The sequence below is a fragment of the Mangrovimonas spongiae genome (assembly GCF_003944795.1).
GTDB lineage: Bacteria > Bacteroidota > Bacteroidia > Flavobacteriales > Flavobacteriaceae > Mangrovimonas > Mangrovimonas spongiae.
Genome location: NZ_RWBG01000003.1, coordinates 46,337 through 63,240, shown reverse-complemented (window position 1 = coordinate 63,240; position 16,904 = coordinate 46,337). Strand labels below are relative to the sequence as shown.

General features: G+C 33.2%; 18 protein-coding genes and 1 tRNA gene. 12 read left to right on the top strand and 7 right to left on the bottom strand.

Going from position 1 to position 16,904, the window contains the following annotated elements; translation table 11 throughout:
• Position 1 precedes the first annotated feature (1 nt).
• Complete coding sequence (locus EJA19_RS07445; protein WP_125467736.1) at positions 2–604, top strand: FAD-dependent oxidoreductase; 603 nt, start codon at positions 2–4, stop codon at positions 602–604.
• On the opposite strand, the gene EJA19_RS07440 is transcribed toward EJA19_RS07445, so the two are convergent.
• The 6 genes from EJA19_RS07440 to EJA19_RS07415 all read right to left on the bottom strand — a co-directional run bounded on the left by EJA19_RS07440 (position 601) and on the right by EJA19_RS07415 (position 7,360).
• Positions 601–2,193: a S41 family peptidase gene (locus EJA19_RS07440; RefSeq protein WP_125467735.1), complete on the bottom strand. Its 1,593-nt coding sequence runs from the start codon at positions 2,191–2,193 to the stop codon at positions 601–603. The two genes, EJA19_RS07445 and EJA19_RS07440, sit on opposite strands and share 4 nt — an antisense overlap.
• 3 nt (positions 2,194–2,196) lie before the next feature.
• Positions 2,197–2,628: a deoxycytidylate deaminase gene (locus EJA19_RS07435; protein ID WP_125467734.1), complete on the bottom strand. Its 432-nt coding sequence runs from the start codon at positions 2,626–2,628 to the stop codon at positions 2,197–2,199.
• A 95-nt stretch (positions 2,629–2,723) separates the two neighbouring features.
• Positions 2,724–3,314 carry a HupE/UreJ family protein gene (locus tag EJA19_RS07430; protein ID WP_125467733.1) on the bottom strand — a complete coding sequence of 197 codons (591 nt, stop codon included), beginning with the start codon at positions 3,312–3,314 and terminating at the stop codon, positions 2,724–2,726.
• Positions 3,315–3,384: 70 nt separating this feature from the next.
• Positions 3,385–5,901 (bottom strand): TonB-dependent receptor, encoded by a 2,517-nt coding sequence (locus tag EJA19_RS07425; RefSeq protein ID WP_125467732.1) that lies wholly within the window; start codon positions 5,899–5,901, stop codon positions 3,385–3,387.
• Complete coding sequence (locus tag EJA19_RS07420) at positions 5,885–6,787, bottom strand: FecR family protein (protein ID WP_125467731.1); 903 nt, start codon at positions 6,785–6,787, stop codon at positions 5,885–5,887. The genes EJA19_RS07425 and EJA19_RS07420 overlap by 17 nt, the downstream gene beginning before the upstream one ends.
• A 48-nt stretch (positions 6,788–6,835) precedes the next feature.
• Positions 6,836–7,360, bottom strand: coding sequence for an RNA polymerase sigma factor (locus tag EJA19_RS07415; protein ID WP_125467730.1), 525 nt, complete (start codon positions 7,358–7,360; stop codon positions 6,836–6,838).
• A 109-nt stretch (positions 7,361–7,469) separates the two neighbouring features.
• Between EJA19_RS07415 and EJA19_RS07410 the strand changes: the two genes are divergently transcribed.
• From EJA19_RS07410 to EJA19_RS07380, 7 genes are all read left to right on the top strand, one after another.
• Entirely contained in the window at positions 7,470–8,537 is a 1,068-nt protein-coding gene (locus EJA19_RS07410) for a hypothetical protein (protein ID WP_125467729.1), read from the top strand.
• A 32-nt stretch (positions 8,538–8,569) separates the two neighbouring features.
• A complete protein-coding gene (locus EJA19_RS07405; protein WP_240640239.1) occupies positions 8,570–9,040 on the top strand; it encodes an META domain-containing protein in 471 nt (156 codons plus the stop codon).
• 96 nt (positions 9,041–9,136) lie between these two features.
• Positions 9,137–9,514, top strand: a complete 378-nt coding sequence (locus tag EJA19_RS07400) for an OB-fold protein (protein ID WP_125467728.1) — start codon at positions 9,137–9,139, stop codon at positions 9,512–9,514.
• Positions 9,515–9,532: 18 nt separating this feature from the next.
• The gene (locus EJA19_RS07395) at positions 9,533–10,123 is read left to right on the top strand and encodes a T9SS type A sorting domain-containing protein (RefSeq protein WP_125467727.1); all 591 of its coding nucleotides are present in this window, start codon (positions 9,533–9,535) and stop codon (positions 10,121–10,123) included.
• Positions 10,124–10,174: 51 nt separating this feature from the next.
• The gene (locus tag EJA19_RS07390) at positions 10,175–11,029 is read left to right on the top strand and encodes a DUF5777 family beta-barrel protein (RefSeq protein WP_125467726.1); all 855 of its coding nucleotides are present in this window, start codon (positions 10,175–10,177) and stop codon (positions 11,027–11,029) included.
• Between the two features lie 10 nt (positions 11,030–11,039).
• Entirely contained in the window at positions 11,040–11,393 is a 354-nt protein-coding gene (locus EJA19_RS07385; RefSeq protein ID WP_125467725.1) for a hypothetical protein, read from the top strand.
• 15 nt (positions 11,394–11,408) lie between these two features.
• A complete protein-coding gene (locus tag EJA19_RS07380; protein ID WP_125467724.1) occupies positions 11,409–11,957 on the top strand; it encodes a YceI family protein in 549 nt (182 codons plus the stop codon).
• 239 nt (positions 11,958–12,196) lie between these two features.
• Here the strand turns inward: EJA19_RS07380 and EJA19_RS07375 are convergent.
• Positions 12,197–12,278 (bottom strand) — tRNA-Leu (locus tag EJA19_RS07375).
• Between the two features lie 144 nt (positions 12,279–12,422).
• Here EJA19_RS07375 and EJA19_RS07370 point away from each other — a divergent pair.
• From EJA19_RS07370 to EJA19_RS07355, 4 genes are all read left to right on the top strand, one after another.
• The gene (locus EJA19_RS07370; protein ID WP_125467723.1) at positions 12,423–13,364 is read left to right on the top strand and encodes a ribose-phosphate pyrophosphokinase; all 942 of its coding nucleotides are present in this window, start codon (positions 12,423–12,425) and stop codon (positions 13,362–13,364) included.
• Positions 13,365–13,387: 23 nt separating this feature from the next.
• Positions 13,388–14,038 (top strand): 50S ribosomal protein L25/general stress protein Ctc, encoded by a 651-nt coding sequence (locus EJA19_RS07365; protein WP_125467722.1) that lies wholly within the window; start codon positions 13,388–13,390, stop codon positions 14,036–14,038.
• 141 nt (positions 14,039–14,179) lie between these two features.
• Positions 14,180–14,746 carry an aminoacyl-tRNA hydrolase gene (gene pth / locus EJA19_RS07360; RefSeq protein ID WP_125467721.1) on the top strand — a complete coding sequence of 189 codons (567 nt, stop codon included), beginning with the start codon at positions 14,180–14,182 and terminating at the stop codon, positions 14,744–14,746.
• Positions 14,747–14,824: 78 nt separating this feature from the next.
• Positions 14,825–16,879 carry a M43 family zinc metalloprotease gene (locus tag EJA19_RS07355; protein WP_125467720.1) on the top strand — a complete coding sequence of 685 codons (2,055 nt, stop codon included), beginning with the start codon at positions 14,825–14,827 and terminating at the stop codon, positions 16,877–16,879.
• The last annotated feature ends 25 nt before the right edge of the window (positions 16,880–16,904 follow it).

Below are 16,904 nucleotides of genomic sequence, written 5' to 3'. Positions count from 1 at the left end.
TATGTACGATGTTTTAATTGTTGGTGGCGGTGCTTCTGGTATGTCTTGCGCACTTGTTTTAGGTTCTGCTAAGAATAAAGCATTTGCCAAAGACAAGTCTATTGGTATTGTTATGCATCAGCGTAGCTCACACCTTCAAGAAGCATTATTTAATAATGTTCTAGGAGTTACACCTGGCACTACAGGTATGGACATTTTAACTAACGGAAAGGAGCAATTGGATACATTATACCCTCATGTTGAACAAATTGAAAAAGAAAAAGTTCTAGAAATAATAGATAATAACGAGGGGTACACTATAATAACCAATAAGAATACTTACAGAAGTAACATCGTTGTGGTTGCTGTAGGTTACACAAACCTTATTAACATAAAAGGGTTAGAAGATTTTATTGAGCCACATCCAAGAGCTAAAGCTGAAAAAAATAGAATTTGGCTAAAGAATGATAACCATCTTGTTAAAAAAGGACTTTATGTTACTGGAACGCTTGCTGGATGGCGCAGTCAATTTGCTATTGCTTCTGGAAGTGGCGCACAAGTGGCTACCGATATTTTAACGCTATGGAATAATGGCGAGCATACTAAAGTACACGATAAAGTTTAAGGTATTTTGCTTAACGTAATAACCTCATCTATAACAATATCATTTCTGTTTATAACTTCTTCAAAAGCACCATTACCGTATAATTGATTGGCTAAAGTGGCTTTTATATAGTGTTTTATTTCTTCGTTGTAAGCTACAAATGTGATATTAGCTTCGGTTTTTTCGTTTAAATAATCTTGAAATTCCAGGACAATATCATCATTTAATTCGAAGTCGTTTATAAATTGCTCGCGCGAAATATTATTGTAAGCGTCTCTATCTTGATCGAGATACTCAAAAACAAAATTGCTTATAAAACCGCGTCTTTTAAGAAACATAATGGTTTCATTTTGCATGCCAGCATCTAATGGCACAAAAACATCGGGAATAATACCACCGCCGCCGTAAACAATTTTACCTTTTGGTGTCGTAAATTTTAAGGAATCGGCCACTTGTATTTTATGTTCGTCTAGTAATTCGCCACTTTCAATTCGTTCGTAATACTCATTATAATAATCTTCATTCCCATTTTCGTAAGACCGTTGAATGGATCTACCTGTTGGTGTGTAATACCTAGACACTGTAAGCCTTACGGCACTACCATCGCCTAACTCCATTTCGCGTTGCACCAAACCTTTTCCATAGGAACGTCGCCCTACTATGGTTCCTTTATCGTTATCTTGAAGAGCTCCAGCTACAATTTCGCTTGCTGAAGCTGAGTTTTCATCGATTAAAACATAAATTTTCCCATTTTCAAAATCGCCTTTGCTAGTAGCATAGCTTTTATTAATATTGCCACGTTTATTTTTAGTAAATAAAATAAGTTTACCGTCTTGTAAAAACTCGTCGACAATTTGTTCTGCTATTCCTAAAAACCCACCAGGATTACCGCGAAGATCTAAAGCTAATTCTGTTATTCCTTGGTCTTGAAGTTTATCTAATTCTTGTTTAAATTCTTTATAAGTCGATTCGGCAAAGCGATTAATTTTTATGTACCCTAAGTTATCGGTTAGTTTGTAAGCAGCATCCACACTTTTAATGGCTACATGATCTCGTTTAATTTTAAACGTTAAAAGATTGTCTTCTCCTTTACGAAGAACTTTAAGGTTAACTTCAGAGTTTATAGGGCCTTTTAGTCTTTTTACAACATCGTTGTTTTGTAATTTTTTTCCATAGATAGTATCGCCATTGGCAAATAATATACGGTCACCGCCTTTTATGCCTGCTTTTTCGCTTGGCCCACCCTCAACAGTTCTAATTACGGTAATGGTATCTTTATAGGTGTAAAAGTTAATTCCTATACCTACAAAATCGCCTTTCATATTATCTGATACTCGCTCCATATCTTCGCTTGGAATGTAAACAGAATGTGGATCTAGATTATCTAAAATGCCATTCACGGTAACATCAACTATACTGTCGGTATTTACATCGTCTACATATTCGTAGTCAATATAATCTATAAGTCTGTTGAGTTTGTCTTTTTTACTGTTAGATGTAAATAGCCTATCGGAAGTATCGGTAAAATTTAATTTTCCGCCAATAAAAATGCCTGCTGCTACAGCAATTCCTATAACTAAAGGCAAATATTTTTTATTGAAACGTTTCATGTTTTAAACCGTTGTATGTTCTATTAGTTTAAGTTCGATGCCTGCTTTTTTAAGAAACTCTAATCCAGAATTATCTTTATAGGCTTGATTATAAACCACTCTTACAATACCTGCTTGGTGTATTAATTTGCTACACTCTTTACATGGCGAAAGTGTTATATATAACGTAGCGCCTTTACAAGATTGTGTTGATGAAGCAACTTTTAAAATAGCATTAGCTTCGGCATGAAGCACATACCATTTGGTATAACCTTCATCATCTTCGCAAAAATTTTCAAATCCCGTTGGTGTACCATTGTATCCATCGGAAATAATCATTCTATCCTTTACAATAATTGCGCCAACTTGTTTTCTATTGCAATAAGATAATTTCCCCCATTCTTGGGCCATTCTTAAATAAGCTTTATCGTACTTAAGTTGCTTATCGTTTTTCATTTAAAAAGTATAATATAAACGAATATAATTGGTTGCTTACTGAAATACAACCTATTAAAGTATTTTCACAAAACTTTAGGTTTCGCGGTGTCTTTTTAGGCTATAAAATCGCTCTGTAAAATCATTGGTATAACTAATCCTACTACTATAGCCGAAATAACCATAATCCAATCGCGTTTAGAGAATCGGAAAATAGTTTGCATAATGTACCCTAAAAACAAGACTAAAAACACAACTATAACTTGCGCTATTTCTATACCTAAAGCAAACTCTACTAGTGTGATTAACTTGTTATCGGAGCCGCCTACTAGCATTCTAAATTCTCGGGCAAAACCTAACCCATGGATTAAGCCAAAAAATAGTGTTGAAAAAAACAATACACCAACGCGCTCCTTTTGAGCGCCTTTTCCTGCAGTAAATACGTTAAACAATGCTACAACTAAAATAGAAACTGGTATTAAAAACTCTACTAACTGCCCATTTACATTAACAACACCATAAGAGGCAAGTATAAGCGACAATGTATGACCAACAGTAAAGGTAGTTACCAACAACAGGACTCTTTTCCAGTTTTTAAATAAGTAAGGAACTGTTAAAACGATTAAAAATAAAACGTGATCGTACGCATTAATATCTAAAACATGATAAATACCATATTCCACATTAAACAAAAAATTGTCCCACATATAACTCTATTTTTGATTTGGATTGCTTCAAAAATACATTTAATAGCAGAAATAACATGATATAAAGGCGTTAAAAATAAGCACGAACAAAAATATTAGGTGTAATGCCTAAAGATTGTTGTGTCGATTCGCTTACTTGATTATTACTTACTCTGTAAAACCTGTTAAGCTCGTTACTTTTATTAAATAAATTCCATACCGAAAACCCTACTTTACCTCTTGCTTTTCTGTGTAATTTAAAATCATAAACGCCAGACACATCAACTCTTAAATAGTCTTTTAAAGACGTATTATTTGTATCTCCAAATACAACGGCACTCTCTTGAGGTGTGTTTTGTATAGGTGTTGAGATAGGTTTCCCAGAATGCCAATTAAATCCAGCAGAAAAAGAAAAGTCTTTGTAATTATATACCGTTCCTAAAGTCGTAGCATGGGTAATATTATAATTACTAGGAAAATCACTAGGCTCTAAAGATGGAAATGTATACGTATTATCCATGTATGAATAACTTAACCAAATATTAAAGTTGTTAAATTGTTTTCTTGTTAAAACATCTACCCCATAAACCTTGTAATGCCCGTTTGATTTTACAAACTCGTACTGATTTTGAAACCCTTGACTTTGGCTTGTTATGCCATCAACCTCTTTGTAATATCCTTCAGCACTTATTAAAACCCCTTTTCTATCATAATTTAACCCTAAAGAAACCTGTTGACTTTGAACAACAGGGACATCTTGATTGTTAGATAGTTGCCAACGTCTTTTTTCAACACCTAAAAAGTCGTTTTGAAAGTTGATAACCTGAGACATGCTCTGGTGCTTTAACTCCCCTAACAACTGCACTGAAAAATGCTTTAAAAATCGATGATTAAAATTAAATCTTGGCTCAAAAATGCTTTTCTCAAATTTTTCTAAGTAATCGTATCGTAGCCCAAACTGAATATTGGTTTTGTTGTTTAAACGATAGTGTATTTGCGAAAAACCACCGTAAGTTCTTAACACTTCAGATATTAATAGCCTATAAATTGGCGTATCCACATCGTCTAAATTAGTTACTTCTGTTTCTACATAATGATACCCAGCGGTAAGGTTTAATTTGGGGCTAAGCTTTTTATTTACTGTTAGCTTAACGCTAGTTTCCGAAACATTATTTTTTTGCAAATATCTTTGAGAGTCAATAATATTTGCGTTTGTAGACTTTAGCTGATAATCTGTTTCATATATATTTAAATTTGTCGAAAACGACTTGCTCCATTGTCTTGAATAATTTACAGCACCAGCTATGCTGTTTTGCGTTAGTTTACTTTCTCTAGATTGTAAAACATTATTTATTTGGGCGTTTTCATTGAACTTCAATTCATTTCGCACATAGATAAAGTTTACCCTAAGTTTATCTTTTTCACTTAAATGATATAACCAACGCAACGACGCATCGTGAAAATTAAATTCTTTGTTGGAATGCGAGATGGCACCTGATTCTTCAACCTCGGAGTCTTGAGATATTCTATCAAAAAATTCGTTATAGGTTGGTGTTTTTATTAAATCGCTAATCGATTTTCTTGCGGCTACTTGAATAGATGATTTTTTTCCTAGCGGAATATCGCCAAAAGCATTAGCGTCTATTAAACTTAGCCCAAAATTTGCTTTAAGCTCAGGATTAATTTCTGTATTAGATTTCATAGCTATGGTACCCGAAACACCATCGGTAAGCGCAGCATGAGTTCCGTTTTTTGTTAATGATACTTGTTCTGTTATTTGTGGATTGTATATAGAAATTAAACCAAAAAAATGACCAGATTGATACATTTTAATACCATCCCAAAGCATTAAATTTTGATCGTTGGTGCCTCCTCGAATGTTTATGTTCGACACCGTTTCGTTTATACTCATAATACCAGGAAATGCCTGTATGGACTGCAATACATCGGCATCTACTAAACCAGGTAAAATATCAAAATCAGAAAAATTTATATCAAAAGATCCATCACTAACTTTATTAACACCTTTAACCAAAAAGTTAGATACAACAACCTCGTTTAAGGTCTGTAAATTAGGATTTAAAAAAACCGTTTTACATTCTTGTAAAGCAAACTGATCGACAAACCTAATAACTGTACCATAACCTAAATGCCTAATAGCTACTCTAGAAAATTGATTTTTAACTTCTATTTTAAAATACCCAGATGTATCGGTTACTACATTATTATCTAAAGACTGTACTGTTGCATTTTCAATGGGTTCTTTAGTATTACTGTCTTTAAGGTAACCGCAAATTAGTATACTTTGTTTTGCTTGAACTAAAATGAACTTTTTATTCATTAAAATATAATTCAGGCCTGTTTGGGTTTCTAAAAAAGAAAGTGCTGCTTTTAAAGAAAGATTACTCGGCGGTTTTTGGGTTTTTATATCAGAAATAACATCTTGTGCATAATTAAACTGAACATCATACTGCTTTTCAAGCAAACTAAAGACTTGTAATATGGGGGTTTTGCCCTTATTTTCATCTTGAATTTGGGCATATGTTACGCATGAAAAAAGAAAAATAAGTACGTAAAAAACGCTTTTTTTGTTAGTTTTTATTGGCATGAATAACAACTAGTTTTTCTGAGCTAATTTTATAAGTCATATTCATTGGGGTTGTAATGGCTTTTAAGGCATCTTCTAAGTTATGGTGTGTAAAACCTCCTGTAAAAAGTCTATTAACATTAGTGTTTCTTAGGCTTACTTCAATACCATATTGCCGTTCAAGTTCTGATAAAACTTCTTTAATTGGAACGTTTTTAAAGGTGCTAATATTTTCTAACCATTGGGGTTTATTTTCTAGAATAACTCCTTGGGTAAATTTTCGGTCTATTAAACGGTATACATTTCCTTTGGTTAATGTTCTTGTAATAGTATCTGCAACAACATTTACAACACCTTCATAACAAACAACTTCAAAATAATTTGCTCGTTGTTTTACATTAAACTGCGTACCTACTACGGTTACTTTTCCTTGCGTAGTAATAACATCAAATTTTTGGCCTTTTTCTACTTTAAAAAAAGCTTCTCCTTTTAATAAAACTTCTCTTTCAGCATTCCAGTTTTTCTTATTAAATGTAATTTTAGACGACGCGTTTAAAGAGACTAAAGATTGGTCTGGTAAAGTAACTTGTGTTTTTTCTGCTACATTAGTTTTTACTACAGAAGATGTATCGTATAAAAATGTAAAATACAGCCCCAAAGCTATTACCAATACAGCTGCAACTTGCCATATAACAATACGCTTTAAAGATTTAGGCTTTGCTTTAGGCTTGTTAATTTCTTTAAATGTTTCAAAAGATGGTAGTGTATCTTTATTTGACTTAAAGTGCTGAGCTGTATCTATGATTTTTTGATAATCTTTAAAATTTGCAGATTGCTCGAAGGATTCTCTCTCATCCTTACTTAACTCATTATTTAGCCATTTTTTTAAAAGGTGTTCTTGATTCATATAGTTTAATCTTCAATAATATAACAACTAACTATGCTTTTCTCCTGATTATTTTATCTTAAAATTGTCCAATTCGTCTTTTAAAACTTTAAACGCACTATAAATACGGTACTCAACAACTTTTTGAGTTACGCCTAACATCTCGGCAATGTCTTTATGTTTTTTCCCTTCTACTTTATTTAATAGAAAGGCGACACGTTGTTCTTCTTTTAGATTTCCTAAAACTTGTTGATACTTTTTTAAGTACTCTTCCTCTTCTAAAAGAAATTGCGGCGTCTCATTTGTGTGAGATTTTGGCGCTCGTTTTTTATAGTTAAGGACTACTTTTTGGTGCTTAATTTCGTTTAGTATTAAGTTATTGGCAATTGTAAAAAGGTATGATTTAGCTTTACTAAACTTTACACTCTTACAATTGTTCCAAAGTGTTATAAAAGCATCCTGAACTTTATCTTCGGGATTAAAATGCGCGCCATATTTGTAGTATAAAAAATCGTAAAGGTCTTTTGCGTAGGTGTTATAAACCTTACCAAATACCGATTCCTCACAAACATGTTGTTTTAGTTCTTTTTTCAAGTTTTCACAATTAGTAATCTAAAGGTATAGAAATATTTTTAGATTTTTTTTCAGGAGTTTTTAATTCTCAATTGTTCTATTAACAAACAGCGCATAGACAGTTTTAGTTATGAAAACATATTATTTACTTTTTTGGTTAAGCTTTATTTTAATTTTAACCTCTTGTAGAAAAGAGGAGATAGAATTTGTAGAAGCTCCTAATGATGATACCTTAACACCATCATCACGCGTTACCAACACTATGTCTAGAGTTGCCATGAATGATGGCTCGAACGATAACATTATAGATAACGCAAACTGCATTTCTATACAATTACCCGTTACCGTTATTGTAAATGAAATAACCGTAACTGTAAATACAGAATCGGACTACGATACAATAGAAGCCATTCTTGACGATTCTTTAAGTAATGATGACACTTTAGAAATTATCTTTCCCATAAACATTACACTACCAGATTATTCTACAGTTACCGTTAACACACAAGCTGAACTTAATAATTATGCTGCTAATTGTAATGGCGAAAATGAAGTTGATGACGATATTGAATGTATAGACTTTCAATATCCTTTAGGTGTCTCTGTTTTTAATACAAGTAACGAACTTATTTACACAGTAGAATTTACCAACGATTATGAAATGTATACATTCTTAAGTACCCTAAGTACAGATGTTGTTGCGCAATTAGAGTTTCCTATCACCCTTATTCTTACCAATGATAGCACAACCATAACAGCAAATACACTCACAGAGTTAGAAAACACCATCCTAAATTATATAGATGATTGTGATGAAGATGATGATTACGATTATAATGACGACGACTGTATTGGTTGTTCTCCATCATATGTTACAACCATTTTAACAGGATGCTCAGATTGGACGGTTGATAAGCTAGAAAGAAATGGAAACGACTACGACGATCTTTATTCAGGATATACATTCAACTTTTTTAGCGACAATACACTATCTGCTTCTTATTCTGGTAACACCTATAATGGTTCGTGGTCTACAGTTGACAACAATGGTACTATAACTATATCTATAGATATCCCTTCTTTACCTTATTGTAATAACGACTGGATTTTATATGAAGTTGATAGCCCGCCAGGCGAAACTAAAATAGACCTTAGGGTAGGCGAAGATAGAATTAGATATGAAAATTATTGTAATTAATTAACAACAAATAAAACCTAAAATAAATCATTATGAAAAACAAACTTTTTTACGGCATCGCTATTTTATTAAGCTTTTCTTTAATGTCTTCCACCTGTTCATCTGACGACGACGATGGTGTACCAAACAATAATAACATTCAAGACGTTTCAAACATAGCCATGTCTGGTAATTGGACTGTAACAAGCTTTATAGATTCTGGTATAGATGAAACTAACCACTTTAATGGTTACACATTCACTTTTGCTAACAATGGCACCTTAACCGCAACCAATGGCTCCAATACTATTAGTGGAACTTGGTCGGTAACCAACAGCAATAGTAACGACGACAGCAGTAATGATATCGATTTTAACATCTTCTTTCCTGTAGATGACAATCACCCTTTTGAAGATTTAAACGACGATTGGGACATTACAACTTACAATAGTAATTTAATAGATCTTATTGACATAAGTGGAGGTAATGGTGGCACAGATACCTTGACTTTTGAAAAATCATAAAAAAGAAAAATTGCCACGCTCCAAATCACATTAAATTGGTTAATAACTGCTCTGGCTACATAACATACCAGAGCAGTTTACTAAAAACTTTTACAAATGAAAAAAATTGGAGTCATACTTATCATTCTTATTGTTGGGGCAGTTATTGGGTATAATTATGTTTTTAAAAATCATCGAAACATTGAAACCGAAAAAGCTCAACATACACTAACCTCCAAACAAGTTGCTAACGAGTTCTCTATCAACCCAAATTCTTCACAATCAAAATACCTCAATAAAACCATAGAGGTCTCTGGTGTTATCACAGAAATTAACCCCAACGAAATTGTTATCGATAATACTATTGTTTGTCTGTTTAAAAACCTTGAAAAACAACCTAAACTAACCCAAATCACTATTAAAGGACGCTTTATAGGCTATGATGATTTGCTAGAACAAGTCAAATTAGACCAATGTATAATAATTAACTATTAATCGAATAAACCATTTATTATGAAAACAAAATTACTTCTGCTGGCATGTATTTTTTCAGCAATGACATTAAGCGCACAAACAACTTATAACTTAAATTGGGAAACAGGTTTTAACAGCCCAGATTCCGATTTAACCATAGAAGTTGGAGATACTGTAATCTGGACTTGGACAGATGATTTACCACATACTGTTGAAAACGATCCAGACAATTCCGTTGAAAGTTTTGATAGCGGATTTTTAACTGGCGTAGGACAATCCTTTTCTTGGACATTTACCCAAGTAGGTGTAAACGACTATATATGTGGCGTACACTCTAATATGTACGGAACCATTACTGTAGTAGAAGATTTAAGCACAGAAAATTTTGGGTTAGAATCCTTCTCACTAAGTCCTAATCCCGCATCATCAGAGTTGAATATTTCATTTATAAAAAACTTTAATTCGGGGAATCTTGAAGTTTATAATGTTCTAGGAAAACAAATTTTAACGCAAAATTTAAATTCAAACAATCCAATATCTGTAAATGTTTCTAATTGGACAAAAGGCATTTACTTAGTTAAAATTTCATCGGATTTTAATACATCTATAAAACGTGTTGTTATACACTAAAAACCAAACTCACCTACTGCAAACACTTGTAGTAGGTGAATTAAAATAATCATGAAATTAACGTTTTCAATACTATTCTTTTTAGCACTTAGTTTTGGGAGTTTTTCGCAAGAAGACCTCTTAAATGAAATTGACTCTACAGTAACAACTAACCACGTTGTAGAAGCCACTTTTAAAGGCTTAAAAGTAGTTAATTTTGAGTCTACCAAGTTAGTTGACAAAAAAGAGTTCACACTTATTGTTGCACACCGGTTTGGAAGTATTAAATATGGTTTTGACACCTTTTTTGGATTAGACGATGCTGTAACCAGATTAAATTTTATTTACGGTATTTCTGATGCGTTTAACATTAGTATTTCTAGAAGTTCCTATCAAAAAATTTACGAAGGTGCTATAAAATACCGCTTAACACAACAATTTTCGCAAGGCTTCCCTTTCACTATTGTAGGTTATAACTCTATATACATTAATACAGCTTTGGAAAAAGATAACTTACCTAAATTAGAGTTTAAACATCGTTTAGGGTATACTTTTCAAGCACTAATTTCCAGAAAGTTTAACAAAAAACTTTCTTTAGAGTTAGCTCCTACGATTTTTCATGACAATTATGTGGTAATTAACGAACAGGACAACACCCAATTTGCCTTGGGGTTGGGCGGACGCTATAAATTAGGAAAACGATGGTCTTTAAACCTAGACTATGGCTGGCACTTTAACCGAACAAAACACGCCCCTTTTAACAATCCGTTATCTATTGGTATCGATTTAGAAACTGGTGGTCATGTGTTCCAAATGCACTTTACAAACGCGCAACCCATGAATACCAATATGTTTTTAAGTCAAGCCACTGGCGATTGGAGCGATGGTGATATTTATTTTGGATTTAATTTAAGCAGAGTCTTTTAAACAAAACATCATGAAGAATTTAGTTATACTACTTTTTACTATATCTGCTTTAAGTTGTACAAACACTAGCGAAGACGATCTTATAGATCAAATTCCTATTGAAGATGTTGTAACTTATACAAATCATGTAAAACCCATTATAGATACTAATTGCTTAACATGCCATTCCAATCCACCAACAAATGGCACATCGCTTTCCTTAACCACTTATAGTCAAGTAAAATCTGCTGTAGAAAACAATAACCTTATAGGTAGAATATCGTCTCAGGATCCCAGTTTTTTAATGCCTTTTGGCGGACAAAGATTACCACAAAACCTAATCGACCTTATTATTCAATGGGATGACGATGGATTAAACGAATAACTAAAAAAAAGAAAAATGAAAAAGATAATTTTATTTATAGCGCTTTTTGCGACATACATCACAGCGCATACTCAAACCAAATTTTTAACCAAAACAGGAACTATTCAATTTGAAGCTTCTGTCCCTTCTTTTGAGGAGGTTAAAGCTAAAAATAATGGTGTAACAGCCATTTTAAACACTAACAATGGAGAGTTTGCAGCTTTAGCACTTGTTAAAGGGTTTCGGTTTAAAAACGCCTTAATGGAAGAGCATTTTAATGAAAACTACGCCGAATCGGAAATCTATCCTAAAGCTACTTTTAAAGGAAAAATAACAAAGTTTTCAATGGCTAAAATTAAAACGCCACATACATTAACTATTTCTGGCGAACTAACATTTCATGGAAAAACAAAACAATTAAAGGATATTGCTGTACTTGTTTCAAAAAAAGGTGATAATATTTTACTTTCGGGGACTTTTAAAGTAACAGCATCAGATTTCAATATTGATATACCTAAAATAGTACGAAATAAAGTTTCAGAAACCGTTAAAGTTGATTTTAACTTTAATCTTTCTGCAAAATAGGCTCTGTCTGCTAAGGTTCTCTACCAAAGTTAACAACTAATATCGTCCTGGATTAAGGATATTGAATACTCTTCTTTTAGTGCTAACTTTCAATTTTTATGATTGAGCATTTATTATCTCTTGCCTCCCTAACCTGGCTCTAAATACTAATGTTACTATCGTATAAAACGTGAGACCGTTTATTTAATAAGTTTAGCCTAAAAAATAACGAGCATAAAAAATTTTATGCTCGTTTAAAGTACTCGAGGTGGGAATCGAACCCACACTCCCGAAAGAACCGGATTTTGAATCCGGCGCGTCTACCAATTCCGCCACTCGAGCAAAAGGACTGCAAAATTATAAAATAATTTATTACCAACTATTAAAATAGTGGCTTTTATCCTTTTACAAATAAAATAAATTCATAAATTTGCACCTCATTAAAAACAAGTAGATTTTTATTGACTCTATAACAGCACATTATCAATGACAAAGATTAAAACCAAAGCCAAAATTTTTGCGTGTTCGCAAAGTCAAGTTTTAGCCGAAAAAATTGCTAAAGCTTACGGTGAAGATCTTGGTAAAATAATAACATCTACTTACAGCGATGGTGAATTTCAGCCATCTTTCGAAGAATCTGTTAGAGGCGCTAGATTATTTATCATAGGGTCGACCAACCCTAGCTCAGAAAATTTAATGGAAATGTTGTTAATGCTAGATGCTGCAAAACGTGCCTCGGCAAGACACATTACTGCTGTTATGCCTTATTTTGGTTGGGCAAGACAAGATAGAAAAGACAAACCTAGAGTTCCAATAGCAGCAAAATTAGTCGCTAAAATGCTTGAAACAGCTGGAGCAACTAGAATAATAACCATGGATTTACATGCCGATCAAATTCAAGGGTTCTTTGAAAAACCTGTAGATCATCTATTTGCATCAACCATCTTCTTACCTTACATTCAAAAAATGGGGTTAGACAATTTAACAATTGCTTCGCCAGATATGGGTGGTTCTAAAAGAGCATATGCCTACTCTAAAGCTCTAGAAAGTGATGTTGTTATTTGTTATAAGCAACGTGCTAAAGCCAATGTTATTTCTCATATGGAATTAATTGGTGATGTTACAGGTAAAAATGTAGTTTTAGTAGATGACATGGTTGATACTGCTGGAACACTAACAAAAGCAGCCGATTTAATGATGGAACGTGGCGCAAAAAGTGTAAGAGCTATTTGTACACACCCTATTTTATCAGGAAATGCTTACGAAAAAATAGAAAACTCGCAACTCGAAGAATTAATTGTTACCGATTCTATTCCTTTAAGTCAAGAAAGTAACAAAATAACCGTTTTAAGTTGCGCCGAACTTTTTGCAAGTGTTATGTACAATGTACACCATAACCAATCAATAAGTTCTAAATTTGTAATGTAATTAATAATTAATAAATACGAATAATGAAATCAATTACGATCAACGGATCTAAAAGAGAAAGCGTAGGCAAGAAATCAACAAAAGCCTTACGTAATGCTGGACAGGTTCCTTGCGTATTATACGGAGGAGACACACCAGTACATTTTGCAGCTGACGAAGTAGCGTTTAACAAACTGGTTTACACTCCAAACGCACACACAGTTGTAATTGAACTAGATAATGGTGAAACTTACCAAGGTGTTATGCAAGACATCCAATTTCACCCTGTAACCGACGCTATACTACATATTGACTTTTACGAACTTCATGAAGGTAAACCAATTACTATGGAAGTTCCAGTTCATTTTGTAGGAAACTCTAAAGGTGTTAAAGCTGGTGGTGTATTACGTAAAAACTCACGTAGATTACGTGTAAAAGCGCTACCTAAAAACTTACCAGATTTTATAGAAGTAGATATTACTCCTTTAAAAATTGGAAACAAACTTTATGTAGGCGATTTACAACACGAACTATACCGCATCATGCAAACAGACAACACTGTAGTGTGTCAAATTAAACGTGCAAGATTAGCCATGGCTATTGCTGTTGATGATGAGGATGAAGATGAGTTAGAAGAAGGTGCAGAAGCAGCAGCTGAGGGTGATGCTCCAGCTGAAGGAGATGCTCAAGAATAAACATTCTTAACAACTTTTATAAAAAAAGCATTCTGAACTTTCAGGATGCTTTTTTACTTTTACAAAAAACTTATTTTGAAAATCTGTAACTACCTTTCCTATATTTTCAAAAAAATATCAAAAAAGGAAAACACAAACAACATGAAAAAATTCCTTATTGTTGGCCTTGGTAACATTGGCGAAAAATATCATAACACAAGACATAACATTGGATTTAAAATATTAGATTACCTAGCACAACAGGAAGATATCACTTTCGAGACCAAAAAATTAGGCGATTTAGCCACATACAAATTTAAAGGAAGACAATTTATTCTTTTAAAACCAAGTACCTTCATGAACCTAAGTGGCAAGTCTGTATTATATTGGTTAAATAAAGAAAAAATTCCTTTAGAAAACTTGCTTATAATAACAGACGATTTAAACTTACCCTTTGGCACAATTAGGTTAAAAACAAAAGGAAGCGATGGTGGACATAACGGTCTAAAAGATATTCAACAAAAACTAAACACCACTAAATATGCTCGATTTAGATTTGGAATTAGCGATAACTTTAGTAAAGGTAGACAAGTAGACTATGTTTTAGGTGAATGGTCCAACGAAGAGGAAGACAAACTTAACGAACGGTTAAAAACATCTATAGAGCTTATAAAATCATTTGGCACAGCAGGTTCAAGCATAACAATGAATACCTTTAATGGGAAATAACTATTAAACACACAATAAAACTAGTGTTTTTTCATATATTTGTTAAATTATTAACACATTAAACTAATTAACTAAAAAATGAAAGAAAAAATTACACTAAAATTACTTGTTTTACTCTTTTTTACAACAAGTTTTGTCAATGCACAAGAAAAAAGTTTAAACATTGACAAGTGCTTTACAGATACTTATAATGCTTCTCTTTTGGAAACCCATCCTAATATGATGGGCTCTGAAACCTTTAGACAACAATTAAATACTAAAATTGAAGCATTAAATAATAATGCAACTCACCGAAATCAAAACAGAGTTGTTATTACAATTCCTTTAGTTGTCCATGTATTACATAATGGAGAACCAATAGGTTCTGGACCTAACATTACTGATGCGCAAGTCATATCTCAAGTAACAGTACTAAACGAAGACTATAGAATGATGACTGGGACACCAGGCGAAAGCACTGTTGGCGGTGTTGATGTTGAAGTTGAATTTGTACTTGCACAACGTACTCCAGATGGCTGCCCAACAAATGGAATTAATCGGGTGAATATTTGTCAAGACGGTACTAACCAAAGTGATGTGCAGTATTGGAAAACACAAACATCTTGGGATCCTAGTTCTTACATGAATATGTGGTCTTCTAAATATGTAGGTGATTTAAATGGTATTTTAGGTTATGCTCAATTTCCTGGCGGTCCTGGAAATACTGATGGCGTAAGTTCTTCTTACAATTATTTTGGAAGTTCTGATTATGATGACGGAACTTTTCAATTGAGCCCTCCTTTTGATAAAGGGAGAACCATGACTCATGAAGTTGGTCACTATTTAGGACTATATCATACTTTCCAAGGAGGCTGCACCGTTCCTGGAGATGAAGTTGACGATACTCCTGCAGTAGACGAACCTAATTACGGGTGTCCAACAGGACACACTTCATGTGGTACTATTGACATGATAGAAAACTATATGGATTATACTGATGATGCATGTATGAATACCTTTACGCAAGGGCAAAAAGATCGAGTTCAAGCTGTTTTAGCAACATTCACTAATCGTTCTACTTTAGCTACTTCCAATGGTGCAGATCCATTGCCAGATGTTGCTACTGATGCAGCTGTAGAAATCGAAAACACTAACATTTCCTGTGGTACCGAAGTCAACCCTATTATTAAAATAACAAATTGGGGAACTAGTACCTTAACTAGTGCAACAATAACCTATGATATTGATGGCGGCACTTCATCTACTTATAACTGGACAGGGTCTCTAGCTGCTGGAGCATCTGAATTAGTATCGCTAGAAACATTAACCCCTACAACAGGTTCTCACGATTTAAATGTTTCTATCACTGCATCTGGTGATGCTCGTGCTTGCAATAATGATAGTACAACCTGCTTTACATTAACTGGCACTGCTGGACCTTGTACTTCAATTGGTAATGAAACTGATGGCTATTTTACAGGTGTAACTGGTGTGTCATTTAATACAATCAGTAATTTAAACAATCAACCATTTGGAGATGTTGGATATAGTGACTTTACTTCATTATCAACCGATGTTAATCAAGAAAGCTCTTATGACTTAACCGTTTATGTTGATACAGACGGAGATTACCCTGTAGGAACAATGGTATGGATAGACTGGAATCAGAATTGTAGTTTTAATGACCCTGGGGAAGAGTATAATTTAGGAGTAGCTCAAAACGTGTCTAATGGACAACCAGATGGTTCTCCATTAAGTATTACCATACCCAACAGTGCTGTATTAGGTAATACAATAATGCGTGTAGCTACACAATGGAATGCTTTCCCTACATCTTGTGCTAACGATCATGATGCAGAAGTTGAAGATTACACTATTAATGTTTTAAGTAGTTTAAGTGTTGAAGATTTCACACTAGATAATGTTAGCATTTACCCTAACCCAACAAGTAATGTTTTAAATATAAAAACTACCAATAGCAATTTACCTGATAACTATGCTATTTATAATATGTTAGGACAAGTAATTTCTAAAAAAGTTATTTCTAGCGAAAACGACTTAACTATTAACACATCTAACTTAAGCAATGGTATGTATTTTATAAAAATCTCTAAAGGAGCTAACGAAGCTACTTTAAGATTTATGAAAAAGTAAATACAACTTAATTATATATTATTAA

Bases quoted from the DNA above. Each gene is read 5' to 3' on its own strand.
- EJA19_RS07445 (WP_125467736.1), top strand. From the start codon at position 2: ATGTACGATGTTTTAATTGTTGGTGGCGGTGCTTCTGGTATGTCTTGC.
- EJA19_RS07440 (WP_125467735.1), bottom strand. From the start codon at position 2,193: ATGAAACGTTTCAATAAAAAATATTTGCCTTTAGTTATAGGAATTGCT.
- EJA19_RS07435 (WP_125467734.1), bottom strand. From the start codon at position 2,628: ATGAAAAACGATAAGCAACTTAAGTACGATAAAGCTTATTTAAGAATG.
- EJA19_RS07430 (WP_125467733.1), bottom strand. From the start codon at position 3,314: ATGTGGGACAATTTTTTGTTTAATGTGGAATATGGTATTTATCATGTT.
- EJA19_RS07425 (WP_125467732.1), bottom strand. From the start codon at position 5,901: ATGCCAATAAAAACTAACAAAAAAAGCGTTTTTTACGTACTTATTTTT.
- EJA19_RS07420 (WP_125467731.1), bottom strand. From the start codon at position 6,787: ATGAATCAAGAACACCTTTTAAAAAAATGGCTAAATAATGAGTTAAGT.
- EJA19_RS07410 (WP_125467729.1), top strand. From the start codon at position 7,470: ATGAAAACATATTATTTACTTTTTTGGTTAAGCTTTATTTTAATTTTA.
- EJA19_RS07405 (WP_240640239.1), top strand. From the start codon at position 8,570: ATGAAAAACAAACTTTTTTACGGCATCGCTATTTTATTAAGCTTTTCT.
- EJA19_RS07400 (WP_125467728.1), top strand. From the start codon at position 9,137: ATGAAAAAAATTGGAGTCATACTTATCATTCTTATTGTTGGGGCAGTT.
- EJA19_RS07395 (WP_125467727.1), top strand. From the start codon at position 9,533: ATGAAAACAAAATTACTTCTGCTGGCATGTATTTTTTCAGCAATGACA.
- EJA19_RS07390 (WP_125467726.1), top strand. From the start codon at position 10,175: ATGAAATTAACGTTTTCAATACTATTCTTTTTAGCACTTAGTTTTGGG.
- EJA19_RS07385 (WP_125467725.1), top strand. From the start codon at position 11,040: ATGAAGAATTTAGTTATACTACTTTTTACTATATCTGCTTTAAGTTGT.
- EJA19_RS07380 (WP_125467724.1), top strand. From the start codon at position 11,409: ATGAAAAAGATAATTTTATTTATAGCGCTTTTTGCGACATACATCACA.
- EJA19_RS07370 (WP_125467723.1), top strand. From the start codon at position 12,423: ATGACAAAGATTAAAACCAAAGCCAAAATTTTTGCGTGTTCGCAAAGT.
- EJA19_RS07365 (WP_125467722.1), top strand. From the start codon at position 13,388: ATGAAATCAATTACGATCAACGGATCTAAAAGAGAAAGCGTAGGCAAG.
- pth (WP_125467721.1), top strand. From the start codon at position 14,180: ATGAAAAAATTCCTTATTGTTGGCCTTGGTAACATTGGCGAAAAATAT.
- EJA19_RS07355 (WP_125467720.1), top strand. From the start codon at position 14,825: ATGAAAGAAAAAATTACACTAAAATTACTTGTTTTACTCTTTTTTACA.